Annotated in this window: 27 protein-coding genes and 2 pseudogenes; 20 read left to right on the plus strand and 9 right to left on the minus strand. The window is 71.4% G+C overall.

Going from position 1 to position 25,581, the window contains the following annotated elements; all coding sequences use genetic code 11:
* Window positions 1-18: 18 nt before the first annotated feature.
* Both NAMU_RS18950 and NAMU_RS18955 read right to left on the minus strand, forming a co-directional pair.
* Complete coding sequence (locus tag NAMU_RS18950; protein ID WP_015748954.1) at window positions 19-1,557, minus strand: HNH endonuclease signature motif containing protein; 1,539 nt, start codon at window positions 1,555-1,557, stop codon at window positions 19-21.
* Window positions 1,558-1,598: 41 nt separating this feature from the next.
* A complete protein-coding gene (locus NAMU_RS18955) occupies window positions 1,599-2,795 on the minus strand; it encodes an MFS transporter (RefSeq protein ID WP_015748955.1) in 1,197 nt (398 codons plus the stop codon).
* 138 nt (window positions 2,796-2,933) lie between these two features.
* Between NAMU_RS18955 and NAMU_RS18960 the strand changes: the two genes are divergently transcribed.
* From NAMU_RS18960 to NAMU_RS18990, 7 genes are all read left to right on the plus strand, one after another.
* On the plus strand, window positions 2,934-3,284 hold the full coding sequence (locus tag NAMU_RS18960; protein ID WP_015748956.1) for a hypothetical protein: 351 nt from the start codon (window positions 2,934-2,936) through the stop codon (window positions 3,282-3,284).
* Between the two features lie 137 nt (window positions 3,285-3,421).
* Window positions 3,422-4,009, plus strand: coding sequence for a CBS domain-containing protein (locus NAMU_RS18965; RefSeq protein ID WP_217180491.1), 588 nt, complete (start codon window positions 3,422-3,424; stop codon window positions 4,007-4,009).
* Window positions 4,010-4,086: 77 nt separating this feature from the next.
* Window positions 4,087-4,713, plus strand: a complete 627-nt coding sequence (locus NAMU_RS18970) for an acetate uptake transporter family protein (protein WP_015748958.1) — start codon at window positions 4,087-4,089, stop codon at window positions 4,711-4,713.
* A 91-nt stretch (window positions 4,714-4,804) separates the two neighbouring features.
* Window positions 4,805-5,596 (plus strand): PadR family transcriptional regulator, encoded by a 792-nt coding sequence (locus tag NAMU_RS31510; RefSeq protein ID WP_015748959.1) that lies wholly within the window; start codon window positions 4,805-4,807, stop codon window positions 5,594-5,596.
* Window positions 5,593-6,063, plus strand: a complete 471-nt coding sequence (locus NAMU_RS27630; RefSeq protein ID WP_015748960.1) for a DUF1707 SHOCT-like domain-containing protein — start codon at window positions 5,593-5,595, stop codon at window positions 6,061-6,063. The genes NAMU_RS31510 and NAMU_RS27630 overlap by 4 nt, the downstream gene beginning before the upstream one ends.
* Window positions 6,064-6,085: 22 nt before the next feature.
* Window positions 6,086-6,604, plus strand: a complete 519-nt coding sequence (locus NAMU_RS18985) for a DinB family protein (protein WP_015748961.1) — start codon at window positions 6,086-6,088, stop codon at window positions 6,602-6,604.
* Between the two features lie 54 nt (window positions 6,605-6,658).
* Window positions 6,659-7,375, plus strand: a complete 717-nt coding sequence (locus tag NAMU_RS18990) for a YoaK family protein (RefSeq protein ID WP_015748962.1) — start codon at window positions 6,659-6,661, stop codon at window positions 7,373-7,375.
* An 8-nt stretch (window positions 7,376-7,383) separates the two neighbouring features.
* Here NAMU_RS18990 and NAMU_RS18995 read toward each other — a convergent pair whose 3' ends face one another.
* On the minus strand, window positions 7,384-7,581 hold the full coding sequence (locus NAMU_RS18995) for a hypothetical protein (RefSeq protein WP_015748963.1): 198 nt from the start codon (window positions 7,579-7,581) through the stop codon (window positions 7,384-7,386).
* A gap of 197 nt (window positions 7,582-7,778) precedes the next feature.
* Between NAMU_RS18995 and NAMU_RS19000 the strand changes: the two genes are divergently transcribed.
* The 3 genes from NAMU_RS19000 to NAMU_RS19010 all read left to right on the plus strand — a co-directional run bounded on the left by NAMU_RS19000 (window position 7,779) and on the right by NAMU_RS19010 (window position 9,818).
* Window positions 7,779-8,201, plus strand: coding sequence for a TIGR03618 family F420-dependent PPOX class oxidoreductase (locus NAMU_RS19000; protein WP_041370998.1), 423 nt, complete (start codon window positions 7,779-7,781; stop codon window positions 8,199-8,201).
* 111 nt (window positions 8,202-8,312) lie between these two features.
* On the plus strand, window positions 8,313-9,344 hold the full coding sequence (locus tag NAMU_RS19005) for an intradiol ring-cleavage dioxygenase (protein ID WP_015748965.1): 1,032 nt from the start codon (window positions 8,313-8,315) through the stop codon (window positions 9,342-9,344).
* 57 nt (window positions 9,345-9,401) lie between these two features.
* Complete coding sequence (locus tag NAMU_RS19010) at window positions 9,402-9,818, plus strand: HNH endonuclease (protein WP_015748966.1); 417 nt, start codon at window positions 9,402-9,404, stop codon at window positions 9,816-9,818.
* On the opposite strand, the pseudogene NAMU_RS31915 reads toward NAMU_RS19010, so the two are convergent.
* A pseudogene (locus NAMU_RS31915) lies at window positions 9,785-10,793 on the minus strand (alpha/beta hydrolase fold domain-containing protein). The gene NAMU_RS19010 and the pseudogene NAMU_RS31915 sit on opposite strands and share 34 nt — an antisense overlap.
* Window positions 10,794-10,852: 59 nt before the next feature.
* On the opposite strand from NAMU_RS31915, the gene NAMU_RS19020 reads away from it, so the two are divergent.
* Entirely contained in the window at window positions 10,853-11,626 is a 774-nt protein-coding gene (locus tag NAMU_RS19020) for an SDR family oxidoreductase (RefSeq protein ID WP_015748967.1), read from the plus strand.
* A gap of 9 nt (window positions 11,627-11,635) precedes the next feature.
* On the opposite strand, the gene NAMU_RS19025 is transcribed toward NAMU_RS19020, so the two are convergent.
* On the minus strand, window positions 11,636-12,310 hold the full coding sequence (locus NAMU_RS19025) for an NUDIX hydrolase (protein WP_015748968.1): 675 nt from the start codon (window positions 12,308-12,310) through the stop codon (window positions 11,636-11,638).
* A gap of 312 nt (window positions 12,311-12,622) precedes the next feature.
* Between NAMU_RS19025 and NAMU_RS19030 the strand changes: the two genes are divergently transcribed.
* The 5 genes from NAMU_RS19030 to NAMU_RS19050 all read left to right on the plus strand — a co-directional run bounded on the left by NAMU_RS19030 (window position 12,623) and on the right by NAMU_RS19050 (window position 17,986).
* Entirely contained in the window at window positions 12,623-13,669 is a 1,047-nt protein-coding gene (locus NAMU_RS19030) for a LacI family DNA-binding transcriptional regulator (RefSeq protein WP_015748969.1), read from the plus strand.
* Window positions 13,670-13,812: 143 nt separating this feature from the next.
* On the plus strand, window positions 13,813-15,078 hold the full coding sequence (locus tag NAMU_RS19035; RefSeq protein WP_015748970.1) for an ABC transporter substrate-binding protein: 1,266 nt from the start codon (window positions 13,813-13,815) through the stop codon (window positions 15,076-15,078).
* An 81-nt stretch (window positions 15,079-15,159) separates the two neighbouring features.
* A complete protein-coding gene (locus NAMU_RS19040; RefSeq protein ID WP_015748971.1) occupies window positions 15,160-16,122 on the plus strand; it encodes a carbohydrate ABC transporter permease in 963 nt (320 codons plus the stop codon).
* A complete protein-coding gene (locus NAMU_RS19045; RefSeq protein WP_015748972.1) occupies window positions 16,119-17,024 on the plus strand; it encodes a carbohydrate ABC transporter permease in 906 nt (301 codons plus the stop codon). Before NAMU_RS19040 ends, NAMU_RS19045 begins: the two co-directional genes overlap by 4 nt.
* A gap of 2 nt (window positions 17,025-17,026) precedes the next feature.
* The gene (locus NAMU_RS19050; protein ID WP_015748973.1) at window positions 17,027-17,986 is read left to right on the plus strand and encodes a glycoside hydrolase family protein; all 960 of its coding nucleotides are present in this window, start codon (window positions 17,027-17,029) and stop codon (window positions 17,984-17,986) included.
* Window positions 17,987-18,017: 31 nt separating this feature from the next.
* On the opposite strand, the gene NAMU_RS19055 is transcribed toward NAMU_RS19050, so the two are convergent.
* Entirely contained in the window at window positions 18,018-19,211 is a 1,194-nt protein-coding gene (locus NAMU_RS19055) for a 4-hydroxybenzoate 3-monooxygenase (RefSeq protein WP_015748974.1), read from the minus strand.
* Between the two features lie 109 nt (window positions 19,212-19,320).
* A complete protein-coding gene (locus NAMU_RS19060; RefSeq protein WP_015748975.1) occupies window positions 19,321-20,661 on the minus strand; it encodes an MFS transporter in 1,341 nt (446 codons plus the stop codon).
* Window positions 20,662-20,883: 222 nt separating this feature from the next.
* Here NAMU_RS19060 and NAMU_RS19065 point away from each other — a divergent pair, with 222 nt between their 5' ends.
* Together NAMU_RS19065 and NAMU_RS19070 are read left to right on the plus strand one after the other, a co-directional pair.
* Entirely contained in the window at window positions 20,884-21,168 is a 285-nt protein-coding gene (locus NAMU_RS19065) for a DUF1490 family protein (RefSeq protein WP_015748976.1), read from the plus strand.
* Between the two features lie 191 nt (window positions 21,169-21,359).
* On the plus strand, window positions 21,360-23,495 hold the full coding sequence (locus NAMU_RS19070; RefSeq protein ID WP_041371005.1) for a heavy metal translocating P-type ATPase: 2,136 nt from the start codon (window positions 21,360-21,362) through the stop codon (window positions 23,493-23,495).
* A gap of 27 nt (window positions 23,496-23,522) precedes the next feature.
* Here the strand turns inward: NAMU_RS19070 and rpmG are convergent, their stop codons facing one another.
* On the minus strand, window positions 23,523-23,687 hold the full coding sequence (gene rpmG / locus NAMU_RS19075; protein ID WP_015748978.1) for a 50S ribosomal protein L33: 165 nt from the start codon (window positions 23,685-23,687) through the stop codon (window positions 23,523-23,525).
* Between the two features lie 150 nt (window positions 23,688-23,837).
* Here rpmG and rpmB point away from each other — a divergent pair, with 150 nt between their 5' ends.
* Window positions 23,838-24,074: a 50S ribosomal protein L28 gene (gene rpmB / locus NAMU_RS19080; protein ID WP_015748979.1), complete on the plus strand. Its 237-nt coding sequence runs from the start codon at window positions 23,838-23,840 to the stop codon at window positions 24,072-24,074.
* A 5-nt stretch (window positions 24,075-24,079) separates the two neighbouring features.
* Window positions 24,080-24,384: pseudogene (gene rpsN, locus NAMU_RS31920) on the plus strand (30S ribosomal protein S14).
* A gap of 65 nt (window positions 24,385-24,449) precedes the next feature.
* Here the strand turns inward: rpsN and NAMU_RS19090 are convergent.
* A complete protein-coding gene (locus tag NAMU_RS19090) occupies window positions 24,450-25,499 on the minus strand; it encodes a GTP-binding protein (protein WP_015748980.1) in 1,050 nt (349 codons plus the stop codon).
* Window positions 25,500-25,581: the final 82 nt, after the last annotated feature.

Genomic DNA, 25,581 nt, shown 5'->3' on the forward strand with positions numbered 1-25,581 from the left:
AGGTTCAGAGCGGAAGGTTCAGAAGGGCGGCGGGTCAGGGTCTTCGGGAGGTGGCGGGGGCGGGCGGTCCTCGGGGGCGGGTGCCCACAGACGGGTGTTCGGCCGCTCGTAGGTGCGCTCCAGCGGGGTCGTCCACGCGTAGCCGGTGGCAGTTCGGACGAGCCGGAAGCCGCCGCCGTCCTTGGCCCGATGGTGGTGCTTGCAGGCCGGGGCCAGGTTCGCGGCGCTGGTCGACCCGCCGGTGACTCGGCCCGGGCGAAACGGCTCGGTGTGGTCGAGTTCGCAGCGCCAGGCGGATTGACGGCACCCGGGCATGACACAGGTCAGGTCCCGCGCCAGGACGTGGTCGGCGAGCGCGACGGGCGGCTCGTAGGTGGTTCGACCGTGGTCGAGCAGGGTCCCGGACAGCGGGTCGCAGACCAGACGGCGCAAGGTCGCATCGGCGGCGATCTGCCGGGCCTGGACCGGGGTGATCGGCCCGTACCCGGCCAGTGTGGCCATGTCACCGGTGGGCGGACCCGGCAGCAGCGCGGTCAACGGCATGGTGACGTGCACGTGCGGCCGGCGCCGCTGCTGCGTCGGCAATGGTTGCTCACGCCACCTCCCGTGGTCCAGGACGTCCGCGCACACATCGACCAGCGCATCGACCCTCCGGTTGTCGGCGGTCCGCTCGTCGTCGGGCGTCGCGGACGCCTCGCCCATCGCGGTGAGGGCGGTGTGGATGGTGGCGATGTCCTGCAGTGTGGAGAACACCTTCAGCGTGCCCATACCGTCGGTGAGGTGATGCCGTGTAATGCTTCGCCGGCCTCGGGCCCGGTCGTGACGATCGTCGGCACCGAGGGGATCACGGCGAATGACCGCCGCCGCGATCAGCTCGTGCACCTGGGGCATGGTGCTGTGCGGCAGCTCGGGCAGCACGTCCCGTTCCACCTGGCGGGCGACGTCCGGGGTGACGTCGCCGGTGCCCTGGTGCACGGCCCGGGCCTTGCGGTCGCTGATGTCGCCGGCGTGCAGGGCCGCAAACGTCGCGGGTAGCCGGGTGGTGAACGCCTCGGCCTCGTCCAGCCTGCGGGTGGCGGTACTCTCCGCGACGCCCAGCGCCAGGGCGATCTCGGTGGACAGGAATTCGCGCAACCCCGGGTAGTTGCGGGACAGTTCGGCGAGGTCGGCGACCTGGCCGCCCTGCAGGTGGGCGATCAGGCGTTCCCGGGCCTGGATGGAATCGACGAGCACATTCGCCCACAGCCGGTCCTGATCCGGCAGCGCCAGCTCCTGGTCGGGGCGGGCGGGCCGGTGCTGCAAGAACTGGGCCAACGCGCCGCCGGCCGCGGTGGTCGCGATGCGATGCCGGTACTCGGCCAGATGCCGGACCGCGTCGTCCGCGGTCCGGGGGGCCAGCCCCTGATGGACGGCGTATTTCGATGCCCGGCGCGGTCCGTCCGAAGGATGCCGCACGGTCCGGTCCGGCGTCCACAGCTCACCGGGCAGCGGTGGCGCCGGCGGGGTGGAGCGCCAGACCAGGGCCCGATCCCCGTTCCGTCGCTCCGAGACGAACATGCCTGATCGTAGCAGTTTATAGCACATATGTCCAGAACCATTCAGGCCCGCTCCCCGACGATTCGCAGCCATCGCAGCACCGCGACCAGGGCCGCCAACGCGCCCAGCACGAGCAGCGGGACGGTGGGGCCGGCCACCGGATCGAGCGCGGCCAGCACCACCGGGACGGCGAAGCCGCTGTAGGTGGCCAGGTAGAACACGCCGGTCAGGCTGCCGCGGGCGGCCGGCGGCGCCCAGCGCTCCAGGTCCAGCAGGCCGGCCCGCAGGCACAGCCCGTACCCGGTGCCCAGCAGCAGGAACGCCACCGCGACCAGCACCAGGCCGGGCTGGGCGCCACCGATGGCCGCGAGGACCAATCCGGCCGCGGCGGCGACCGCACCGAGCACGCCCGCGCCGGGACCGACGTTGCGCCGGCGGGCGATCGTCTGGACGACCACCCCGGTGCCCAGTACCACTCCGGCGGCGATCCCGGCCAGCAACGGTCCCCCGGATCCGGCCGGCAATCGGGACGGCAGGGTGACCACCCCGACCGTGGCCCCGGCGAACACCCACGGCGCGACCGGCAAGGCCCAGGCCAGGGCGGTGCCGGCGGAGCGCCGCCGGTCGGGCACCCAAGGGGTCCGGCCGGCCGTCGACACCGCGTGCGGCGGCGGGTGCGGCGGCCGGCCCGGGACCAGGGCGGCGGCCGCCACCGCGGCCACCGAGAGCACCGCGCTGAGCACGAACGGGACGACCAGCGGCGCCGGCGCGAACTCGGCCAGCACCCCGGAAACCACCGGGCCGGTGGCGAAGCCCAGCGTCAGGAACACCCCGGCCCGGGTGACCCCGGCCGCCCCACCGAGGTCGGCGGCCCAGGCGGTGCCGGCGCTGAACGTCGCGCCGGCCCCGGCGCCGACCACCAGCCGGCCCACGACCAGCCCGGTCGGGTCGTGCCAGAACAACAGGATCAGCGTGCCGATCGCGGCCAGCAGCGCCCCGGGCACGGCCACGGCACGGCGCCCGAACCGGTCCGAGGCCGAGCCGCCGAGCAGCAGACCCGGCAACAGCCCGACGGCGTACAGCCCGTACAGGCCGGCCACCAGCGCGGCGGACAGGTTCTGCGACGTGCGCAGCACCGGCAGCAGCGCGGCAAAATGGTTGGCCGCCCAGCCGGTGGCCAGCAGCAGGGCCAGCACCGCCGACAGCCCGGCTCCGGGTCGGCGCCGATCGACCGGGCGCCGGGCAGGGTCGGACGGCACGCTTCCTCCGGGATCGTGGGCGCGGTCGGGTGACGAGCCGGGAACGGTGGGCCGGCGTCGGCCACAGGGTAGTCAGTCGCGGCGAGCCGCCGGGCGCCGGTCGGTTTGACCGATCCGGCCGGCGGGGACCATCACGCCATGGCCACCTATTCGGTCAATCCCGCCGCCGTTGCCCGCGCCCGCGCCCTGATCGACGCCCGGCAGTACGTCCTGGACAGCGATTGGGGGGCCGCGCAACCCCGGGCCGACGCCGAGAACGACTACCTCGAGCGGCATTCCTGGGACGAGTACGCCGCCTGGCACCTGGGCCTGACCGACGGCGCGAACGAGCAGACCAAGGCCCGCTACGCCTTCGTCTACGGCGACTTCCGCCGGGTGCACCGGACCGGGCTGATCGCCTGCGTCTACCGGGCCGCCGAATGGCGGCACAAGCAGGTGGAACTGGCCGCGCACGAGCTGCTGCAGTACCTGGACGGGCATTCCGGCTGATCATCGGCCGCTGGATTCCGGACGTGATCACGGGACTTTCGGCCGTGCCGGGCGCGATCCGCCGTCCCTAGCCTGAGGGTGATGCCGAGCGGCATCCGTGCCACGAGGAAGGCCCCGCCATGCGCGCCCGGGACATCATGACCAGGAACGTCCTGTCCGTCGAACCCACGGTCCCGGTGGCCAAGGCCGCCGCGATGCTGGCCAAGCGCGGCTACAGCGCGCTGCCCGTCGTCGACCGCTCCGGCGATCTCATCGGCATCGTCACCGAGGCCGACCTGATCGGGAACCGGTTCCCGTTCACCGAGGCGGCCGCCGAGGCCGGCGCCGCGACCGGCCCGGCGGCCACCGTGGCCGAGGTGATGACCAGCCCGGTGGTCGGCGTCAGCCACGACACCGACGTCTCCATCGTCGCCCGGGAGATGCTGGTCGACCGGCGCCGAAGCCTGCCGATCGTGGACGGGTCGGCCCTGGTCGGGGTGATCACCCGGCGCGACATCGTGCGCGCCCTGGCCCGTTCCGACGAGGAGATCGCCTCCGACGTCCGCGCCAAGCTGGGCGTCATCGGGGGTCTGACCCGCTGGTCGGCCCAGGTCGGCAACGGCGATGTGGTCCTGCACGATCGCTACCGCGAAGCCTCGGATCGCGACATCGCCCGCGCCCTCGTCGAATCGGTGCCCGGCGTCATCTCGGTGACGATCCGGACGCCGGACGACGAGAACGCCTGAGCGCACCGACCGCTCGAATCGTCCACCGCACCGCACCATCCGCCGCTTGACCACCCACCGATAGGGGTCCGCCCACCATGGCCGTCGACGTCGCACCCAGACCCACCACCCGGGCCGCCGCCGGGATCTCGGCCGCCGACCCGGGGCTCATCGGCCTGCTCGGGTTCGTGCTGGCCACCCTGACCGCCCAACTGGAGCACCTGGGCGTGCAGAACGAGGGACCCGTGTTCTGGGTCGGCGCCGTCTTCGGCGGCGTGGTCCAGGTGACCGCCGGGATGCTGTCCTACTTCAAGGGGGACAACTTCCATTTCGTCGTCTACAACGCATTCGGCTGGTACTGGATCGTGGTTCCCGGTTTCCTGCTCGGCCAGGAGGTCGGCATCTTCCAGGTCACCGGTCCGGCCCGGGGCGTGTTCGCCCTCGTCTTCGCCTTTCTCGCCCTGGCTTTCGCACCGGCCGGGGCGGTGCACAACTCCGTGCTGCCGGTGACCCTGCTGTGCGTGGCCGCCGGCCTGGGCTGCCAATCGATGGGCGCCTTCGCCGATTCGGCCCTGATGGGCACCACCGGAGCGATCATCCTGCTGGTGGCCTCCGCGCTGGCCGCCTACATGCTGGTGGAGAAGTTCTACTGGCTGACCCTGGGCCGGCGGGTGGTCCCGCTCGGGCCGCCGTGGATCGCCGGGAGCGACGACCGCGAGCCGTAAGCCCACAGCGGAGAAGCCTTGAAGGCCGTTGTATCGCGATATATCGTCGACGTATCGCGACCGATCTTCGGACTACTCCACTGGAGGGACGATGACATCTTCCGCCTGCGGTTCGTCGGGTGCCTGGGATCTGCCCGGCATGCTGCGAAAAGCGTTGATGGACACCGGATTGGGCGGGCCGGGGGGACCGTTCGGGCCGCCCGGTGCGGCCCGGGAGGGCGGCCCCCGGCCTGGTCCCGGACCCCGAGGACCCGGCCATCGCGGCGGCCCGTGGGGTGGCGGCCGCAAATGGGATTGGGGTCCTGGCAGCTGGGACCCCTGGTCCGGCGGGCCGGGCGGCGGCCGGGGCTCGCGCGGCCGGGCCGGCCGGGGCGACGTCCGGTCGGCGGTGCTGGCCCTGCTGGTCGACCAGCCCATGCACGGCTACCAGATCATCCAGGAGATCGAGCGGCGCAGTCACGGGGCCTGGAAGCCCAGCCCGGGATCGGTGTACCCGACCCTGCAGCAGCTCGAGGACGAGGGCCTGGTCCGGGCCGAGGAACTCGATGGTCGCCGGGTCTACCGGCTGACCGAGGACGGCCGGCGGGTCACCGCCGAGAAGGCCCAGGAGTTCGCCGGCATGTGGGACGCCTTCGCCCCCCGCGAGGACGACACCCAGATCGGCGACCTGGTCTTCCAGGTCGGGGCCGCCTTCGTGCACGTGATGCGGACCGGCAACCCGGAGCAGATCGCGCAGGCCCGGAAGGTGTTGGCCCGCACCCGCGGTGACCTGTACCGGATCCTGGGCGGTCCGGACGGGGACGGCCCGACCGGGGACGGCGCGGACGACGGCGCCCCTGACGCGGGCGCCGACGGGCCCGACCACGAACCGGGCCGGTCATGACCCAGTCGCCCCGGATGCGGGCCGGCACGAGCGACCGGCAGGCCGCGGTGGACCGGTTGACCACCCACTTCGCCGACGGTCGACTGGATGCGGCCGAGTTCGACCAGCGGGTGGCCACCGCCTACGGCAGCACCTACCTCGATGAGCTCACCCCGCTGTTTGCCGACTTGCCGGCCACCCGCCCGGACCGGCCGCCGTGGGCGACCGACGCCGGGTACCGGTCGGGCCCGGGGCGGGGTCAGCTTCCCGGCGGCGGACCCTGGGGTCCGCGCGGCGCCCGACCCGGACCCCCGCCGCCGATCCGGCTGGCGGTCTTCGTCCTGCTGATGGTCGCGATCTTCTGGTCGGTCGGTGCCGTCAGCCACGGCTTCTTCCCGTTCCCGCTGCTGTGGGTGGTCATCGGATTGCTGCTGCTGGGCCGGATGCGACACCGCCGGCACGGCTGGCAGCATCACGGGCATCGGTGATCCGCCCGTCTAGGCTGCCGTCATGGGCATCGCACCGGACACCAAGGACTGGACCTGGGTCATCGAGACCGCTTGCCCCGAATGCGGTTTCGATGCCGCGGGGCTGGCCCTGACCGACGTGCCGGCGCTGATCCGGACGAATGCGGCGGCCTGGCCGGCGGTCCTGGCCCGGCCCGATGTCCGGATCCGGCCCGCCGCCGACACCTGGTCGGCGCTGGAATACGGGTGCCACGTGCGGGACGCGTGCCGGGTCTTCGCCGACCGGCTCACCCTCATGCTGACCCAGGACGACCCGCTGTTCGCGAACTGGGACCAGGACGAGGCCGCCGAGCAGGGCCGCTACGGCGAGCAGGACCCGGCCCAGGTCGCGGCCGACCTGCAGCGGGCCGCCGACGGCGTCGCGGCGGGTTTCGCCGACGTCCGGGGTGAGCAGTGGCACCGGACCGGGCGGCGGTCCAACGGCTCGGTCTTCACGGTGCAGACGCTGGCCCGCTACTTCGTCCATGACCCGGTGCACCACCTGCACGACGTCGCCGGCTGATCCGCGACCCGGGCCGCTGCGGCCCGGTCCCGGCGGACCGGCGACAATCGCCGGATGCCTTTTCTCAGGTCGCGCCTGTCCGACCGCAGCGGCGGTGAGATCCACCTGGTGCTGATGCTCGCCCTGACCTTTTCCACCGGGATCGTCGACGCCGTCGGTTATCTCGGACTAGACAAGGTGTTCGCCGGCAACATGACCGGCAACGTGGTCATCCTCGGGATGGCCGCCGCCGGGGCCGACAGCCTGCCGCTGGCCGGGCCGTCGATCGCGTTGGCCGGGTTCCTGATCGGCGCGCTGATCGGCGGCCGGATCGTCCGCCCGGTCGACGGTGGTCAGTGGTCCCGCCGGATCGGTGGGGTCTTCGGTCTGGTCGGCCTGATCCTGGCCGGCGTGGCCGCCGCGTTGTTCGTGGTCGGCAGCGGTCCCGCGGCGCCGCAGCTGCTGCCGATCGTGGCGCTGCTGTCGACGGCCATGGGTCTGCAGGCGGCGACCGCCCGGCACCTGGCGGTCAAGGACATCACCACCGTCGTGGTCACCTCGTTGATCACCGGACTGGCCGCGGACGCCGCGGTCAGCGGGACCCGTCAGCCGTGGGCCCGGCGGGTGCTGGCCCTGGCCCTGCTCACGCTGGGCGCCCTGGTCGGGGCGCTGACCCTGCGTTGGCACCCGGGACTGGGCCTGGCGATCTCGGCCGGGCTGACGATCATCGTGGCCGGGGTGGGCACCCTGGCCTGGATGGCCCGCCGGTCCGCGCCGGCCGACGCGGACTGACCGGACGGTCAGCGCTGGTACAGGCCGGTCGCGATGTGATGGTCGCCGCGGCGGGTCAGCCGGGTCGGGCGCTCTCCGAAGCGGATGTCGCACTGCCGACACCACGGCCCACTCGCCTCATCGGTCGCCTTGGGAGCGCCGGCCAGGTACGGGGCCTCGGAGACCGATGCCGCACCGCACCGCGGGCACGCCTGAAACAGCTTCATGATGTCGTTCTTTCGTCTTCAAGTATCCGGGGCGGGCGACCCATGACGGCAGCCGTGCGCGTCCCACGAAATGTGACGGCCCTCCATCATGCACCATGATCCCCGGGTGAGGGAAATCACGATCGGGTTGTTCCGGCGTGTCCCGGGCCGGGCAGGCGGATGCGCCGCCCGGCCGGCGGCCCGACACAATGGGCACCATGCCCAAGCTCCCGCTGCCCGCCCCGGTCGTCGCTCTGCTGCACCGGCCCAATCCGGCCGTCATCGCCACCGTCCGACCCGACGGTCACCCCGTCACGGTCGCGACCTGGTATCTGCTGGACGGTGAGGAGATCGTGGTGAATATGGCGGCCAAGCGCAAACGGCTCGACTACCTGCGGGCCGATCCCCGGGTCGCCCTCACCATCCTGGACAGCGAGAGCTGGTACTCGCACGTGAGCATCGTCGGCCGGGTGATCAGCATCGTGGACGATCCCGACCTGGCCGGCATCGACCGGCAGTCGATGCAGTACGGCGGCAATCCCTACCCGAACCGGGTCGAGCCCCGGGTGGATGCCCGGATCGCCATCGACACCTGGCATGCCTGGGGCGCGATCGCGGAGCAGGTCCGCCCGGGCGGCTGACTGCCGCGGGACCCGTTCGCACTCACAGTCGGCGCACAGCGCACGCTGGGCCGGCGCTCGGCCGGCCGCCGGCACGATGGGCCAGCCCCAGACGCCGACGGCAGGAGAACCATGCGACGAGCACCGCAGAACACCCCGACTTACGAGGGTCGAGCCCTCCCCCGGCCGGACGAGGAGGTCATGGACCAGGGCCTGTCCTTCGATATGCAGACGATGCTCGGCCGCCGGCAGATGCTCCGGGCGGTCGGCCTGGGGGCGGTCGCCGTCGGGCTGGCCGCCTGCGGCGCCGGCACGACCACCGCATCAACGTCGGCGTCGACCAACGGGTCGACGACCGGGTCGACCGCCGGGTCGACCGCCGCCAGCCCGTCGAGCAGTGCGGCCGGCAGCGCCAGCAGTTCGAGCGCGGCCGCCGCGACGCTGACCGAGATCCCGGACGAGACCGCCGGCCCGTACCCCGGGGACGGCTCCAACGGGCCGGACGTGCTGTCCCAGAGCGGCATCGTGCGCAGCGACATCCGCTCCAGCTTTGCCGGCTCGACCGGCGTCGCCGAGGGCGTGCCGATGACGCTCACCCTGAGCATCAAGGACATGGTCAACGGCAACGCCCCGTTCGCCGGGGTCGCGGTCTACGTCTGGCATTGCGATCGGGAGGGCCGGTACTCCCTGTACAGCGACGGGGTGACCGAGGAGAACTACCTGCGCGGCGTCCAGGTCGCCGGAGCGGACGGCACGGTCAGCTTCACCAGCATCTACCCGGCCACCTACTCCGGCCGCTGGCCGCACATCCACTTCGAGGTCTACCCGGACGTCGCCAGCATCACCGACTCGACCAACGCCATCGCCACCTCGCAGGTGGCCATGCCCAGCGACGTCAGCGACCTGGTCTACCAGCAACCCGGGTACGAGCAGTCGATCATCAACAAGGCCCAGATCAGCCTGACCAGCGACAACGTCTTCGGCGACGACGGCGGCATCCACGAGCTGGGCACCGCGACCGGGGACGTCGCCAGCGGCTACCACGTCACTCTGGACGTGCCGGTCGACACCTCGACCGCGCCGACGGCCGGCAGCGCCCCCGCGGGCGGCCCCGGCGGTGGCCAGGGCGGTGGCCAAGGTGGTGGCCAGCCGCCGAGCCGCTGAGCTCGGGTCCCGCCGCGTCACCACCGGGATCGCACCCGGACGTCCTACGGTGAGGCGATGACGGTCAGTCGCACCCGCCGGGCCCGGGCGTCGCGCAAACGGCAGCGCCGGATGCGCGGGGTCGAGCACGACCTGACCGGCCCGCAGTGGGACGCGCTGCAGGCGGCGTGGGGCGGCTGCGCCTACTGCGGCGCGGCCGGCTCCGCGCTCCAGCGCGACTGCGTGCTGCCCATCTCGCGCGGCGGCCGGTACACCCTGGACAATGTCGTGCCGGCCTGCCGCTCCTGCAACGCCAGCAAGTGCGGCGACGAGGTCACCGGGTGGCTGCGCCGCCGCAAGCTGGACGAGAGTCGTTTCCTGCTCCGGCATCTGCAGATCCGCGCGGCCCTGGTCGCGCAGTTCGAACGGCGCGAATCCGATGATCGGGCCGACCCGGTCGTTCAGGCGGTCGGCGTCAACGCCGCCACCAGGTAGCGGACCGACAGCTCCACCACGGCGTCGACCTCGTCGGAGCCGTTGAAGATGTGGTCGGCTCCGGCCACCGGCACCAGCCGGACCGGCACGCCGGCGGCGGCCAGTGCGTCGCGCAGCGCCTCGCTCTGACCGAACGGCACCACCCGGTCCGCGGTGCCGTGCACCAGCAGGAAGGGCGGGGCGTCCGGGTGCACCTGACGGACCGGGGCGGCATCCGCGCGGGCGGCCGGATCGGCACCGGCCAGCAGGATCTCGGGGGGATGCTCGACGAGCGAGGGCGGCAGCAGCGCCTGCATCTCCGGCGGCAGCACCAGCCGCGGGATGGCGTCCGGGTCGGCGACGCCGTACCAGTCGACCACCACGTCGACCCCGCTGGCCGGCCCGACCACCCCGACCTGCCCCTCCAGCTCGGGCCGCCCGGCGGTCAGGGCCACCAGCGCGGCCAGATGGCCGCCGGCCGACTCACCCCAGATCCCCACCCGGCCGGCATCGATGCCGAGCTCGTCGGCGTGCCCGCAGGTAGCGCACCGCCGCCTTCACATCGTGCAGCTGGGCCGGGAACGGCGCCTCCCGCGCGTGCCGGTAGTCCACCGTGGCCACGGCCAGCCCGGCGGCCACCACAGCGTCGAAAAGCTGCTCGGGACGCAGTGTCTCAGGCAGGTACCGGCGGTCACCGGACAGCCAGGCGCCTCCGTGCACCCACACCACCAGGGGCGGCGGCGTGGGATTGGGCGGCACCCACAGGTCCAGTTGCAGCGGCCGGTACCCGGAGACCAGGGCGTAGCTGATCCCGCTGAAGCGGCGCACCCCGTCCACCCGGGTCCACGGGGGCACCGGCGGCAGGTGCGCAACCGGTCCGCTCCACTGGTCGTCCGCGTGGTCCGGCTCGTCGGGCGATGTCTGCTGATCCGGCATGGCTGGTTCCCGCGCCCTTCTGTGCTCGTCCGGGGCACGATAGGGCCGAAGGCCGGTCATCGGCCAGTGCCGGCCCGGCCGACCCGCCCCCGGGTGCGGCCCGAACGAGCGGAGGACCGATGGACCTGGGCATTGCCGGCAAGGCGGCGCTGGTGTGCGCGTCGACCAGCGGTTTGGGCGCCGCGACCGCCCAGGCGTTGGCCGCCGAGGGCAGCCGGGTGGTCTTCGCCGGTCGCCGGTCCGAGCTGGCCCGGGAGCTGGCCGGCCGGTATCCCGGTTGTGTCGGCCTGGCCGCCGACCTGTCCACCGTGGCCGGGGCGCAGGCCCTGCACGACGCGGCCGTACGGGCCGTCGGCCCGTTGGACATCGTCGTGCTCAACAGCCCGCCGCCGCCCCCGGGCACCGCGGTCGACCTGGACCCGCCGGCCCTGACCGAATCGCTGGCCTCCTTGCTGCTGGCGCCGACCGCGCTGGTCGGCGCCGCGCTGCCGCACCTGCGCCAGCAACGCTGGGGGCGGATCCTGGCCATCGGATCGAGCAGCGTGCAGGCGCCCATCCCCGGGCTGGCCGCCTCGAACACCGGCCGGGCCGCGCTGGCCGGGTACCTCAAGACGCTGGCCGGCGAGGTGGCCGCGGACGGGATCACGGTGAACCTGCTGCTGCCGGGACGCATCGCCACCGACCGAATGCGCTCGCTGGACGAGACGGTGGCCCGGGCCAGCGGCCGCCCGACCGCCGAGGTGGCCGCGGAGTCGCTGCGCCTGATCCCGGCCGGGCGCCTGGGCGACCCGGCCGAGTTCGGCGCGGTGGCCGCCTTCCTGTGCGGTGAGCCGGCGGCCTACGTCACCGGGACCGCGGTGCGCTGCGACGGCGGGCTGATCCCGACCCTGTGACCGCCCGGCTCAGCCGGTCAGGGTGGCCCACGCCTTCGGGGTCAGCCGGGTGCGGGGACCGCGCCGGTAGATCTCGGCCGGACGCCCGAAGTCGCTGCCGTACTCGCCGGTGGGATCCAGGTTCGGCACCACCAGCCGGCGGAACGTGTCCTTCATCAGCGCCCGCTCGAACACCGCCTCGTAGACCTTGCGCAGCTGGCGCACGGTGAACTCGGGTCCGAGCAGGCCGCCCGGGTCCACCTCGGTCGCGTACTCGCGGCGCAGCTGATCGACGGCCAGCCGGACGATCTCGTCGTGGTCGAACAGCAGCTCGCCGGCGGCCCGGCCGGCCCGGATCGCCAGCAGCCGGGTGTCCGGCCCGATCCGGTCGGCGGGGACGACGGCGCAGTGCCCGATCGACAGCACCCACCCGCGATCGTCCCGATCGAGACGGTCGAACACGTGCAGCTGGGCGAACGGCACCCGGTGCAGCCCGGCCTTGTCGGTCAGCGCGCGGGCGGCGGCATCGGCCAGCACCTCCCCCTCGTGCAGGAAGGTTCCGGGCAGGGCGAGGCCCCCGAGCCGGTGGTCGACCACCACCACGTGCAGCCGGTCGTCCCGCACGGTCAGCACGGCCACGTCCACCGCCACACTGGGACGCGGATAGTCGGACAGCCGCTCGGAGGAAGGCACAGCCGGCACCATAGCGCGGTCCTGCGCCTTGAGGGTGAACCCGCCGCCCAAAGGATGCGGCACTCGGCAAATTCTGGCCGACCACGCCCGACGGCCGGCCCGGCCGGCGAACGATCGGCAGCATCGGAGTCCCGTGATGCCGCAAATATATTGTGCGGCAACGCATATGAACGCAAATTCGACCGAGCGTGCACCGGCCCGCTCGATGAGCGTCCGCCGACATTCGTCGACGCGGCTCCGGAAAGAGGGGTTGACAACCGCTCATCGAGCCGCAATAGTCCTCCCTACCGAAGTGCACAAACGTTTTGGCAAAGGAGCAAGGCGATGGGCAAGCCCACTCTCCGCGACGTCGCGGACCGTTCCGGCTTCTCCATCACCACCGTCTCCCAGGTTCTCAACGATGTGCCGGGCAAGCGCATCCCGGACGCCACCCGCGACCGGGTCCGGGCCGCCGCGACCGAGCTGGCCTACCGGCCGAACCGGTTGGCCCAGGGCCTGCGGCTGCAGCGGTCCAACACCCTGGGGTTCGTCAGCGACAAGATCGCGACCACGCCCTACGCCGGTGAGGTGATCCTGGGCGCGCAGGACGCGGCCGCCGAGCACGGCGACCTGTTGTTGCTGATGAACTCCAACAGCGACCCGGGTCTGGAGGAACGCGAGATCCGCGCCCTGCAGGAGCGCCAGGTGGACGGCATCATCTTCGCTTCGGAATACCACCGGGTGATCACGCCGCCGGACGCGTTGCAGGGCACCCCGGCGGTGCTGCTGGACGCCCGCTCGGTCCGTGGCGATGTCAGCTCGGTCGTCCCCGACGAGGTCGGCGGCACGTTGGCCGCGGTGCGCGAACTGATCGCCGCCGGCCACCAGCGCATCGCCTTTCTCAACAACGTCGACGACATTCCCGCCACAGCCCTGCGTTTGCAGGGATTCCGGCAGGGTCTGAACGAGGCCGGCCGGCGCCTGCGCGCGGGCATGGTGGTGACCGCCGCCTCGACCCCGGGCGCCGGTTATGACGCGGCCCGGCAGTTGCTCGACCAACCCCGGGCCGGCCGACCGACCGCGATCTTCTGCTTCAACGACCGGATGGCGATGGGCACCTACCAGGCGGCCGCCGAACTGGGCCTGCGCATCCCGGACGACCTGTCGGTCGTCGGCTTCGACAACCAGGAACTGATCGCGGCGAACCTGCGCCCCGGTCTGACCACGGTGGCCCTGCCCCATTACGCGATGGGCCAGTGGGCGGTCGCCGCCCTGCTGGACCTGATCGACGCCCAGGCCGACCCATCCCAGAAGCGACAGCCGATCCGCGAGGAGAAGCTGCCCTGCCCACTGGTGCGCCGTGCATCGGTGGGCCCGCCGCCCCGGTCGTGATCCGGGACGGCGAGCAACACCCACCCCCACTCACCCGCGGCAACGGGTGAATCGACAGTCCGGCTGGACCGGACACCAGTGAGTTGGAGGAACCTCCGGTGGCACTACCTACCCGCAAGCGCCTCGCAGCAGCGAGTGTAGCTGTGGCGTTGGCGTTCTCCCTGGCCGCCTGCGGCAAGGGAGCGAGCAGCAGCAGCGACGCGCAGACCGACGCCAGCGGCACGACCACGTTGAAGATGTGGACGCACAACGCGGGCAACGACACGGAACTCGCCGCGATCAACCAGGTCGTCGCGGACTACAACGCCAGCCAGAGCAACTACAAGGTCGAGGTCCAGGCGTTCCCGCAGGACTCCTACAACACCTCGGTGACGGCGGCGGCCGCCTCCAAGAGCCTGCCCTGCATCCTGGACGTGGACGGCCCGAACGTGCCGAACTGGGCCTGGGCCGGGTACCTGGCCCCGCTGGACGGCCTGGACGAGCGGATCGCCCAGTTCCTGCCCAGCGTGGTCGGCAGCTTCGACGGCAAGAATTACGCCGTCGGCTACTACGACGTGGCGCTGATCATGCAGGCCCGGACGTCGGCCTTGCAGGAGAACGGGATCCGCATCCCGACCATCGACCAGCCCTGGACCGAGGACGAGTTCGCGGCCGCGCTGGCCGCGATCAAGGCCAGCGGCAAGTACGAGAACACGCTGGACCTGCAGACCGGCAACACCGGTGAGTGGTGGCCGTACGCGTACTCGCCGATGCTGCAGAGCTTCGGGGGCGACCTGATCAACCGGGACGGCTACACCAGCGCCGACGGGGTGCTCAACGGTCCGGCCGCGGTGCAGTGGGCCACCTGGTTCCGCTCGCTGGCCACCGACGGCTACATGCCGCTCAAGTCGGGCGCCGATCCGGCCCAGGACTTCCTCAACGGCAAGACCGCGATCCTGTACAACGGCTCGTGGGGCGCCGAACCCGCGCGGGCGTCGGCCATCGCCGACGACGTCTCCTTCCTGCCGGCGGTCAATCTCGGCCAGGGAGCCAAGATCGGCGGCGGATCCTGGCAGTGGGCGGTCAGTTCCGGCTGCCCGTCGACCGAGGGCGCGCTGGACTACATGAAGTTCGCGCTGCAGGACAAGTACGTCGCCGCGGTGTCCAAGGCGACCGGGACGATCCCGGCCACCGACGCCGCCGCGGCCATGGTGCCCGGCTACGAACCGGGTGGGGACAACGACATCTTCCGTCAGTACTCCAAGGAGTTCGCCCTGATCCGGCCGGCGACCCCGGGCTACCCGTTCATCGCGACCACCTTCACCAAGACCGCCCAGGACATCCTCAACGGCGCCGACCCGCAGGAAGCGCTGAACCAGGCGGTCGCCGACATCGACGCGAACCAGCAGTCCAACAACAACTTCCAGTAGTCCTCACCCACTCGTCGGCCGATCGGGCGGGCGCCCGGCCACGCGCGCCCGCCCGATCCCGTCTGGCCCGCAGGGAATCCAATGACGCAGACAATCGGGGCTGCCCACCCCGAACCACCCACCATCGATCAGCTCGGCCGGCTTTCCTTCCGGCAGCGGCGCTTCACCAAAAGCCGCCAGTCGCAACGGATCGCCGCTGCCTGGATGGTCACCCCGGCCGCGGCCCTGATGCTGGTCTTCATCATCATCCCGATCGTGCTGACCTTCGTGTTGGCGTTCACCAACGCCAAGCTCATCTCGCCGACCGGTCCCCGGTTCGTCGGATTCGACAACTTCGCCCGGCTGTTCGGCGATCCGATCTTCTGGAAGTCGTTGCGCAACACCCTGTTGTTCGCCGTGTTCGTGGTGCCGATCCAGGCCGGCCTGGCCCTGGTGCTGGCGCTGCTGATCAACGTCAAGATCCGCGGGGTCAACTTCTTTCGCACCGTGTACTTCCTGCCGGTGGTCACCTCCATGGTGGTGGTGTCGCTGCTGTGGAAGTTCCTCTACCAACCCGACGGCCTGATCAACAACTTCCTGGCCGTCTTCGGTATCGACGGTCCGGACTGGCTGGGTAATCCGAACACCGCGATGATCTCGATCCTGATCATGTCGGTGTGGCAGGGAGTCGGGTTCCACATGGTCATCTGGCTGTCCGGCCTGCAGACCATCCCGCAGGACATGTACGAAGCCGGGGCCATCGACGGAGCCAACAACTGGCAGCGCTTCCGCTACCTGACCTGGCCGGCCCTGCGCCAGACCCGCACCTTCATCCTGATCACGATCACCATCCAGGCCTTCGCCCTGTTCACCCAGATCCAGGTGATGACCGAGGGCGGCCCGTTGGACTCGACCTCGACGATCGTCTTCCAGGCCGTGCGCACCGGATTCGACCTGCAGCAGACCGGCTACGCCTCGGCGCTGTCGCTGGTCTTCTTCATCCTGGTGCTGGTGGTTTCCCTGGTCCAACGCTTCCTGACCCGCGACAAGGACGTGAAGAAATGAGCCAGACCCTGACGCCGGTCGCCGATCCCGCCGCCCCGCCGGCACCGCGCGGCCCGGGCGCCGGCCGGACCGTGCTGCGGTACCTGGTCCGGTTCTTGCTGGTGCTGGTCTTCGCCCTGCCGCTGCTGTTCATGCTGGTGTCCTCGTTCAAGCCGGACACCCAGATCTTCGGCGATCTCGGCTCGATCGACGCATTCCTGCCGGTCGGCGAGGTGTCGCTGTCCAACTACACCGCGGTGTTCGAGCGGGTGCCGTTCTGGCGGTTCATGATGAACTCGATCCTGCTGTCCGTGCTGACCGTCGGGCTGGGCCTGTTCATCAACAGCATGTGCGCGTTCGCCTTGGCCCGGTTGCGGTTTCGCGGTCAGGGTCTGATTCTCGGGGTGATTCTGGCGACCCTGATCGTGCCGTTCGAGACGCTGGCCCTGCCCCTGCTGTGGTGGGTGAACCTGCTGCCCTACTTCGACGGATCGACCGGCTGGCTGGACACCTACGAGGTGCAGTTCATCCCGTTCATCGCCAACGCCTTCTCGATCTACCTGTTCTACCAGTACTTCGATTCCATCCCGCGCGAGCTCGACGAGGCGGCCAAGGTCGACGGCGCCGGATGGTTCACCATCTACCGCAAGGTGATCATGCCGCTGTCCGGCCCGGCGGTCGCCACGGTGGCCATCCTGACCTTCCTGCCGTCGTGGAATCAGTACCTGTGGCCGCTGATGGCGGTGCAGACCGAATCGCTGCGTCCGGTGATGGTCGGCATCGACTACTTCTCGCAGCTGACCACCAACTGGGGCCAGATCATGGCCTACGCCTCGCTGATCACCGTGCCGGTGCTCGTCCTGTTCATCGCCTTCCAGCGATCGTTCATCAATTCCATCGCCTCCTCCGGCGTGAAGGGCTGACCGTGTTCCGACTTCCCGATTCCTGGTTGTGGGACTTCTGGCTCGCCCGTGACGAGCAGACGTACCACCTGTTCTTCCTGTATGCCTCGCGAGCGCTGCACGAGCCCGACCGCCGGCACCTGCGGGCCGCGGTCGGCCACGCGGTGTCCACCGACCTGGTCCACTGGGAACGGGTCGCCGACGCCATCGTCCGCGACGACGCACCGGCTTTCGACCACACCGCGACCTGGACCGGGTCGGTGGTCCGTGGACCCGACGGCAGCTGGTCGATGTTCTACACCGGCACCGTCCGCCACGAGGACGGGACGCTGCACCAGCAGGTCGGCCGGGCGGTATCCACCGACCTGTACCACTGGCTGAAGGATCCGCGAAACCCGTTGGTCAGAGCCGACTCCCGCTGGTACGAGACGCTCGGCGGGGCAGCCCCGTGGGCGGACGAGCACTGGCGCGACCCGTGGGTCTTCGCCGACCCGGACGGCGACGGCTGGCACATGCTGATCACCGGCCGGGCCAACCACGGACCGCTGGACGAGCGTGGTGTCGTCGCCCACGCCCGCTCGGCCGATCTGGCCGACTGGCAGGTCGGCCCCCCGCTGTCCGGCCCGGACGGCGGGTTCGGGCAGATGGAGGTCTTCCAGGTCGAGAACGTCGACGGCCGTTGGGTGCTGATCTTCAACTGCCTGGACGGGGAGTTCTCGGCGGCCCGGGCCCGGGCCGGCGGGCCCGGCGGGATCTGGGTGGCCGGCGCCGCGTCCGCGTTGGGCCCCTACGACATCGCCGGGGCCACCCTGCTCTCGGACGATCGTTACTACGTCGGCAAGCTGGTTCGGGATCCCGACGGGCACTGGGTGTTGCTGGCCTTCGTCAACAAGGACGAGAACGGCGCGTTCGTCGGGGATCTGAGCGACCCGATGCCGGTCGGCTGGGACGCCGACCGGCTGGTGCTGCGGCCCGCCGGGTAGGCGGACCGCCGCTCGGGTCGATCGGCCGGGATCAGGCGGTCGGCCAGCCGGTGTAGGCCTCGGCCAGGTAGGCCGAGCCGTGCCGGGACGCGACCACCCCGGCCAGCTCGCCGAGTTGCCGCTGACGCTCGAACGGGGTCGCGTCCGCGCGGTGGTGCAGCATGCTGGTCATCCAGTACGAGAAGTTCTGCGCCTTCCAGATCCGTTGCAGGGCCCGGTCGCTGTAGGCGTCCAGCAGATCTCGTGATCCGGTCGAGTAGTACGAGTCGATGCCCTCGAACAGCACCCGCACGTCGGCCAGGGCCAGGTTCAGTCCCTTGGCCCCGGTCGGCGGCACGGTGTGCCCGGCGTCGCCGGCCAGGAACATGTTGCCGTAGCGCAGGGGCTCGCAGACGTAGCTGCGGAAGCGCAGCACCGTCTTGTCGAAGATCCGGCCCTGCTTGAGCTGGAACCCGTCCGGGCCGTCGAGGCGCTTTTGCAGCTCGGCCCAGATGGCCTCCTCCGACCAGGCGTTGACGTCCTCGTTCGGGTCGCACTGGAAGTACATCCGCTGGATGTTCGCGTCCCGCTGGCTGATCAGCGCGAATCCGTGCTCGGAGTTGCAGTAGATCAACTCGTCGGCGCTGGGCGGCGCCTCGCACAGGATCCCGAACCAGGCGAACGGGTACTCCACGAAGTTGTCCACCCGCTGGTCCTGCGGGATGGACCACTTGCAGACGCCCTGCGAGCCGTCGGCACCGACCAGGATGTCGCAGTGGATCTCCCGGGCCTGCCCCTGCGCGTCGGTGAACAGGATCTTGGGGGTGTCCGTCGTCTGATCCAGGACCGCGGTGTCGGTGACCGACCAGAACACCTGCCCGCCGTCGCGCTCACGGGCGGCGGCCAGGTCGACGAACACCTCGTTCTGCGGGTACAGCCACACGGCCTCCCCGACCAGGTCGGTGAAGTCGAGCCGGTGGCTCACCCCGCCGAAGCGCAGGTCGATGCCCTCGTGCCGGTGTCCCTCTCGCAGCACCCGGTCGGACACCCCGGAATCCACCAGCATCGACACCGAGCCGTGCTCGAGAATGCCGGCCCGGTGGGTGGTTCGGATGGTCTCGTGATCGCGCTTCTCGACCACGATCGAATCGACGCCGGCCTTGGCCAGCAGGTGGGACAGCATCAGGCCGGCGGGACCGCCGCCGACGATTCCGACGCGGGTGGTGAGGATTTCCGGGGTGGACACACGAACCTCCATGGTTCGACACGGGCGGGTGGGCGGGCAGACGGGCGGGGCGGGTGGGCGGGCAGACGGGCGGGGCGGGGCGGACGGACGCTCAGGGACCGAGAACCGATCAGTGCGGGTGGATGTGGGTGATCTGGTCGGCCTGCTGTTCGGTGACCGGCAGCGGCTCGGCCGGGGCCGGGTTCCGATCGACCAGGAAGATGGCCGCGGCACCGATCGCGGCGACCGCCGCGAACAGGTAGAAGCCCCACGGGTAGGCCACCCCGGCGGTCAGCATGACGCCGGTGATCAGCGGGCCGGTGATGGCGCCCAGCCGGCCGACGCCGGCCGCGGAGCCCAGCGCGGTGCCGCGGGCGGCGGCCGGGTAGACATGGGCGACGTAGGCGTAGACCAGCACCTGCGCGCTGAACACGAACATGCCGGCCAGCAGCACGCTGATGTACACCCCGATGCCGGGCAGCTTGATCGACAGCAGGGCCAGGAACAGGGCGGCCACGGCGAACCAGCTGATCGACGAGCGACGGGTGCCGATCTTGTCGGCGACCTGCCCGGCGACCAGCAGGCCGAGCACCGCGCCGACGTTGAGTACGAGCAACAGGGCCAGCGCGGCGCCCAGCTCGTAGCCGGCCTCGCGCATGATCTGCGGCAGCCAGGTGTTCAGCCCGTACACCAGCAGCAGGCCCATGAACGAGGCGACCCAGAACGCCACCGTGGACCGGCCCAGACCGTGGTGGAACAGCATGCCGACCGGGTTCTTGGACTTGGCCGGCTTGGCCGGCTTGGCCGCCTGGTCGGCCCGGTCCGTCGTGGTGGCCTTGCCGGCGCTCGGCGCGAGCCCGGCTCGGGCCTGCAGGAAGGCGTTCGACTCGGGCAGGTACTTGATCATCAACGGGACCAGCACGATGGCCGGCAGGGCGCCGACGATGAACATCGCATGCCAGCCCCAGGGCTCGATGATCAGGATGCCCAGCAGCGCGGTCAGCACCGCGCCCACGTGGTAGCCGGTCATCATGGTGGTGGTGGCCCGCCCGCCGCGACCCGACCGGGCGTACTCGTTGATCAGCGCCAACGCGGTGGGCAGCACGCCGCCCAGGCCGAGACCGGCCAGGAAGCGCAGCACCGCGAAGGTGACTGGGTCGGGGGCGAAGGCGCAGGCCAGGGTCAGCACGGAGAAGCTGATCACCGTCCACAGCATGGTGCGGCGGCGGCCGATCAGGTCGCTGACCGTGCCGGCGGCCAACGCCCCGACCATCACGCCGACCAGGCCGACGACCGAGATCACCGAGGCTGAATTGGGGTTGAGCCCCCAGTCGTCGTACTTGAGCAGCGCGGGCAACACCACCCCCAGCACGACCAGGTCAAATCCTTCGAGGGCGACGGCAATCCAGCACAGGGGCGAGACCCAACCGGAGTACTGGGCGCGCGGGTTCACGACCGCGGATCCGTTCACGGACACACCTTTCACAACGTCATTGGTGGGAGAGCCTGGCGCGCAATCATGGTGGCCACCTCGATCGAGGGATGATCCGTCGATCGGTTCGAACGCGCGGTCTTACTGTCGCGTCCCGCTCGATCCGGGGTCAACGGAACCCTTCCGATAGTTGGAAGGGCGCCCCGGGGTCAAAGTCGCGACCGGGAATCGTTATCATCCATCGCGTCGAAAGGAGTCACCATGGTGACCGGACATCTCGCGGCGCGGGCCGCCGGTATGTTGATCAGCGGCGTCGCCGGAGCGATCGTCGTGGATCGGCTCAAGCAGCGGTCCACCGGCCGGGGACTCAACCAGGCGGCCGTCGCCGTCACCGCGCTCGCGCTGCGCGGCAAGCGGCGGGTCGAGGCGGGCGCCGAAAATCTGCGCCTGGGGGCCGGGGACGTCGTCGCCCAGGCCCGGGAGAAGATCGGGGAGCAGGCTCCCCCACCGGCTCAGTCGGCCCAGCCGCACGAGCACGACCACTGACCGAGATGACCCCGCCGCATCCGGCGCCCGCCCGCCGTCGATCGGCTGCCCCCAAGGCCGATCCGGCCGCGGCGGCGGCCCACATGGCCGAGCATCTGGCCACGCCCGCGTCAACCCGCCCGACCGAGCCCGCGCAGCAGCCGGTTGGGCGCCACGAACCGGCCGCCCGGCCGGTGGACGCCGGCACCCGGATGGTCACGGTGGCCGATGCGGCCGGGCGCTGGCGGCTGCGGGTGCCCGAGCTGGCCCGGTCGGCCGCACGCGCGGTCGCGATTGAGGACGCCGTGGACGGGGTGGCCGGGGTGCTGGCGGTGCACGCATTCCCGCGCACCGGCTCGGTCGTGGTCTGGTACCGGCCCGCCGCGCTGGACCACCATCGGGTCCGGCACGCCATCGACCGGGCCCTGAGCACCGATTGGGCAGCGCCGGCGCCGCGCTCGCCCCGATCGGCCGACGTCACGTCGGGCGACATCGTGCGGATGGTCGTGGGCGGCGCGGCGCTGGTCGCGTTGGGCGGCCGGCGCTATCTGCTGCGCCGGCCGCCGGTGCTCGGTCCGGGCGGACGATTGGTCGCCACCGGCGTCACCGTCTTCACCGGGTATCCGTTCCTGCGCGGCGCGCTGGCCGTCCTGCGCGGCCGACGGACCGCCGGCACGGACGCGCTGGTCTCCGCGGCCACCATTGCCTCGCTGGTGCTGCGGGAAAACGTGGTCGCGTTGACCGTGCTGTGGCTGCTGAACATCGGCGAGTACCTGCAGGACCTGACCCTGCGTCGGACCCGCCGCGCGATCTCCGATCTGCTCTCCGGCGCGGCCGACACCGTCTGGCTGCAACTGGCCGACGGGGTCGAGCAGAAGGTGCCGATGGCCACCCTGCAGGTCGGCGACCGGATCGTCGTGCACGAGCACGTCGCCCTGCCGGCGGACGGGCAGATCGTCGAAGGCGAAGGCATTCTCGACCAGTCCGCGATCACCGGAGAGAACCTGCCGATCACGGTGCGGCCGGGGGCGAGCGTGCACGCGGGCAGCGTGCTGCTCCGCGGCCGGATCGTGGTGCAGGCGCAGGCCGTTGGCACCGACACCGCGGTCGGGCGCATCATCGCCCGGGTCGAGCAGGCCCAGCAGGATCGGGCGCCGATCCAGACCGTGGGCGAGAACTTCTCCCGCCGGTTCGTCCCGCTCTCCTTCGGGCTGGCCGCCGCCACCCTGCTGCTCACCCGGGATGTTCGCCGGGCGATGACCATGCTGCTCGTGGCCTGCCCGTGCGCGGTCGGCCTGTCCACCCCGACCGCGATCAGCGCGGCCATCGGGAACGGGGCCCGGCGCGGGATCCTGATCAAGGGCGGATCGCACCTGGAGGCGGCCGGACGGGTCGACGCCATCGTCTTCGACAAGACCGGCACCCTGACCACCGGGCGGCCGGTGGTGACCAACGTGATCGCGCTGGCCCGCGGATGGGAGCCCGAGCAGGTGCTCGCCTATGCCGCCAGCTCGGAGGTCCACTCACGGCACCCGTTGGCCCAGGCGGTGATCCGCTTCACCGAGGAGCGGCGGATCGAGATCCCGCCGCACGAGCAGTGCGAGGTGCTGCTCGGATTGGGCATGCGCACCCGCGCCGACGGGCGGACCCTGCTCCTGGGCCGGCCGGAGTTCCTGCGGTCGGAAAAGGTCCGCATCTCGGCCAAGGCGACCGGCTGGGTCACCCGGCTGCGGGCCGCCGCCGAGACGCCGCTGCTGCTCGCCGTCGAGGGTCGGCTGGTCGGGCTGGTCAGCCTGCGCGACGAGATCCGTCCCGAGGCCCGGGATGTCATCGACGCCCTGCGGGCGGACGGGGTGCGCCGGATCGTCATGCTGACCGGGGACCATCCGGTCACCGCCGCGGTGGTCGCCCAGGAGCTGGGCATCGACGAGTGGCGGGCCGAGGTGCTGCCCGAGGACAAGCAGGACGCCATCGCCGCGCTGCGCGACGCAGGGCACCTGGTGGCCATGGTCGGCGACGGGACCAACGACGCGCCGGCCCTGGCCTTGGCCGACATCGGCATCGCCATGGGCATCTCCGGCACCGACGTGGCGGTCGAGACCGCCGACGTCGCCCTGGCCGGCGACGACCTGCGCCGCCTGCTGGAACTGCGGGAGCTGGCCCGGCGCACCATCGGGTTGATCCGGCAGAACTACGGGATGTCCATCGCGGTCAACGCGGCCGGACTCGCGGTCAGCGCCGGCGGCGCCCTGTCCCCGGTTCTGGCCGCGGTCCTGCACAACGTCTCGTCGGTGGCCGTGGTCGGCAACAGCGCCCGGCTCACCCGCTACCAGCTGCCCCGACGCTGACCCACCTCGGCGGGGCCGGTCGGGCGCTCATCGTTCCTCCCGGAAATCGACGTGACGACGAATCGTGGGGTCATATTTGCGCAGCACCAACCGGTCCGGGTCGTTGCGGCGGTTCTTGCGGGTCACGTAGGTGTATCCGGTCCCGGCGGTGGACTTCAGTCGCACCACCGGCCGGACATCGTTGCGGGCCAACAGTCCTCCTCCTGCTACAGTTTTAACGAGACCGATTCTCAGTATGACACGAATGAGGTCTGCACTTCCCGGAGAACCTGCCGGACTGATCGCCCGCGGCCTGCCGGCCGACTCTTCGCACCCCTGCGACCCGAACCTGGAGAACCCCGCATGTCCGCCCGTTGTCAGGTCACCGGAGCCGAACCCGGCTTCGGCAAGAGCGTCTCGCACAGCCATCAGCGCACCAACCGACGCTGGGAGCCCAATCTGCAGCACCGCCGCTTCTACGTTCCCAGTCTGCGCCGCACCGTGCGGCTGCGGGTCAGCACCAAGGGCCTGCGCATCATCGACCGGCGCGGGATCGATGCGGTCGTCGCCCAGATCCTGGCCCGCGACGGAAAGATCTGAACGCCATGGCCAAAACTTCCAAGATCGCCCGGAATCGGCAACGGCGCGCGGTGGTGGAGCGCTACGCCCAGCGCCGCGCGGCCGCCAAGACCATGGTGCGGGACCCGGATTCCACCACCGACCAGCGGCGCTCGCGGCGGCGGCGCTGCAGCGGATGCCCCGTGACGCCTCCCCCACCCGATTGCGCAATCGGGACGCGATCGACGGCCGACCCCGCGGGTATCTCCGCACGTTCGGGTTGTCCCGCATCCGGGTGCGCGAGCTGGCCCACCGGGGCGAGCTGCCCGGAGTGCGCACGTCCTCCTGGTAGTTCGGGCGGTCACGGTCCTTGACCAACGGGTCAAGGACCGTGCTCCGGCCGCTGGGGCTCCGCGGTCAGCGGGCGCCCAGCCAGCCGTCCAGTCCGTCGTCCTCGTGGCGGACTCGCATCGACCCGGCCAGCTCGTCGTCGGTCATCAGCATCCGAGCGAAACCTTGGGCCACTCGGGCCCGGTCGTCGTCCACCCCGGTGAACACGATGCGGGTGGACGGGGTGCCGACCCGCCACGGACCACCGTCGCCGATGGACAGCTGACGCCCGGCCCCGTCCCACACGGCCACCCGTCCCGGCCGGCTGAGCAGGTGGAACCGGCCCCGGGACCGGGTGCGGCCACCGGCCAGCTCACCGATCCCGGCCAGGAACCGGCCCGGGTGCACCGGGCGCGGGCTGAGCAGGTCCAGGCTCCAGACCCCATGCGCGTCCGGGGCATCCGGAGCCTGGATGCGGCACGGATCGATCCGCGCCTCGGCGTGCCGGGCCGAGTGCCGGGGGGCGAACACCTGCTCGGCGCGGATGCCGAACAGGGTGGAGCGCAGGGTGCGGCGGCCGCGCAGATGGTCGGCCAGGGTCAACCCGACCGGGTCCTCACCGATGGTCAGGACCAGGTCGGCGTGCCCGAGCTGGGCCGCCGAGGCCTCGCCGACCGACCGCCGGTCGTCGGCCGACAGGGCCAGATCCCGGTCGGCCAGCAGCTCGTCCCCCATCAGATCGGCCTCGACCTGGTCGGCGTCGACGACGCAGGCGACGGTGGCCAGCTCCAGGCCGGGCACGGCATCCGGTCGGCACAGCGGCCGGGCCGCCGGGGCGGTCTCGGCCGAGACCGGGAGCGCCCAGATGATCCGCTCCCACCGCCTGGCCGCGGCCATGGACTCCAACGTGGGCACCGAGTCCTCCCGGATCGCGCAGCCCAGGCAGGCGTGCGCCAACGGCCGGGTGCTGTCCTCGGCGATGCCGTGCTGGTCGCTGACGATCCGGCGCAACGTGCCGGTGTCGGGATCCAGGTCCTGGGCCAGCACCCCGGTGCCGGGCAGATCAGTGAGCAGGGACAGCAGAGCGGCGTCGCGCAGCACGGGGTCGACGGTCGCCAGAATCGCCACGGGAATCATGGTCATAGCCTCGTTCTCGATTTCTTCACCAGCAGTCGGGCCGAGGCGACCGCCCCGGCACGATCCACTTTAACGAGAACAA

The organism is Nakamurella multipartita DSM 44233, from assembly GCF_000024365.1.
GTDB lineage: Bacteria > Actinomycetota > Actinomycetes > Mycobacteriales > Nakamurellaceae > Nakamurella > Nakamurella multipartita.

What these genes read in the sequence shown, in the direction of transcription:
- NAMU_RS18950 (WP_015748954.1), bottom strand. Translation starts at nt 1,557, where the DNA reads ATGTTCGTCTCGGAGCGACGGAACGGGGATCGGGCCCTGGTCTGGCGC.
- NAMU_RS18960 (WP_015748956.1), top strand. Translation starts at nt 2,934, where the DNA reads ATGGCCACCTATTCGGTCAATCCCGCCGCCGTTGCCCGCGCCCGCGCC.
- NAMU_RS18965 (WP_217180491.1), top strand. Translation starts at nt 3,422, where the DNA reads ATGACCAGGAACGTCCTGTCCGTCGAACCCACGGTCCCGGTGGCCAAG.
- NAMU_RS18970 (WP_015748958.1), top strand. Translation starts at nt 4,087, where the DNA reads ATGGCCGTCGACGTCGCACCCAGACCCACCACCCGGGCCGCCGCCGGG.
- NAMU_RS31510 (WP_015748959.1), top strand. Translation starts at nt 4,805, where the DNA reads ATGACATCTTCCGCCTGCGGTTCGTCGGGTGCCTGGGATCTGCCCGGC.
- NAMU_RS27630 (WP_015748960.1), top strand. Translation starts at nt 5,593, where the DNA reads ATGACCCAGTCGCCCCGGATGCGGGCCGGCACGAGCGACCGGCAGGCC.
- NAMU_RS18985 (WP_015748961.1), top strand. Translation starts at nt 6,086, where the DNA reads ATGGGCATCGCACCGGACACCAAGGACTGGACCTGGGTCATCGAGACC.
- NAMU_RS18990 (WP_015748962.1), top strand. Translation starts at nt 6,659, where the DNA reads ATGCCTTTTCTCAGGTCGCGCCTGTCCGACCGCAGCGGCGGTGAGATC.
- NAMU_RS18995 (WP_015748963.1), bottom strand. Translation starts at nt 7,581, where the DNA reads ATGAAGCTGTTTCAGGCGTGCCCGCGGTGCGGTGCGGCATCGGTCTCC.
- NAMU_RS19000 (WP_041370998.1), top strand. Translation starts at nt 7,779, where the DNA reads ATGCCCAAGCTCCCGCTGCCCGCCCCGGTCGTCGCTCTGCTGCACCGG.
- NAMU_RS19005 (WP_015748965.1), top strand. Translation starts at nt 8,313, where the DNA reads ATGCGACGAGCACCGCAGAACACCCCGACTTACGAGGGTCGAGCCCTC.
- NAMU_RS19010 (WP_015748966.1), top strand. Translation starts at nt 9,402, where the DNA reads ATGACGGTCAGTCGCACCCGCCGGGCCCGGGCGTCGCGCAAACGGCAG.
- NAMU_RS19020 (WP_015748967.1), top strand. Translation starts at nt 10,853, where the DNA reads ATGGACCTGGGCATTGCCGGCAAGGCGGCGCTGGTGTGCGCGTCGACC.
- NAMU_RS19025 (WP_015748968.1), bottom strand. Translation starts at nt 12,310, where the DNA reads ATGGTGCCGGCTGTGCCTTCCTCCGAGCGGCTGTCCGACTATCCGCGT.
- NAMU_RS19030 (WP_015748969.1), top strand. Translation starts at nt 12,623, where the DNA reads ATGGGCAAGCCCACTCTCCGCGACGTCGCGGACCGTTCCGGCTTCTCC.
- NAMU_RS19040 (WP_015748971.1), top strand. Translation starts at nt 15,160, where the DNA reads ATGACGCAGACAATCGGGGCTGCCCACCCCGAACCACCCACCATCGAT.
- NAMU_RS19045 (WP_015748972.1), top strand. Translation starts at nt 16,119, where the DNA reads ATGAGCCAGACCCTGACGCCGGTCGCCGATCCCGCCGCCCCGCCGGCA.
- NAMU_RS19065 (WP_015748976.1), top strand. Translation starts at nt 20,884, where the DNA reads ATGGTGACCGGACATCTCGCGGCGCGGGCCGCCGGTATGTTGATCAGC.
- NAMU_RS19070 (WP_041371005.1), top strand. Translation starts at nt 21,360, where the DNA reads ATGGTCACGGTGGCCGATGCGGCCGGGCGCTGGCGGCTGCGGGTGCCC.
- rpmB (WP_015748979.1), top strand. Translation starts at nt 23,838, where the DNA reads ATGTCCGCCCGTTGTCAGGTCACCGGAGCCGAACCCGGCTTCGGCAAG.
- NAMU_RS19090 (WP_015748980.1), bottom strand. Translation starts at nt 25,499, where the DNA reads ATGATTCCCGTGGCGATTCTGGCGACCGTCGACCCCGTGCTGCGCGAC.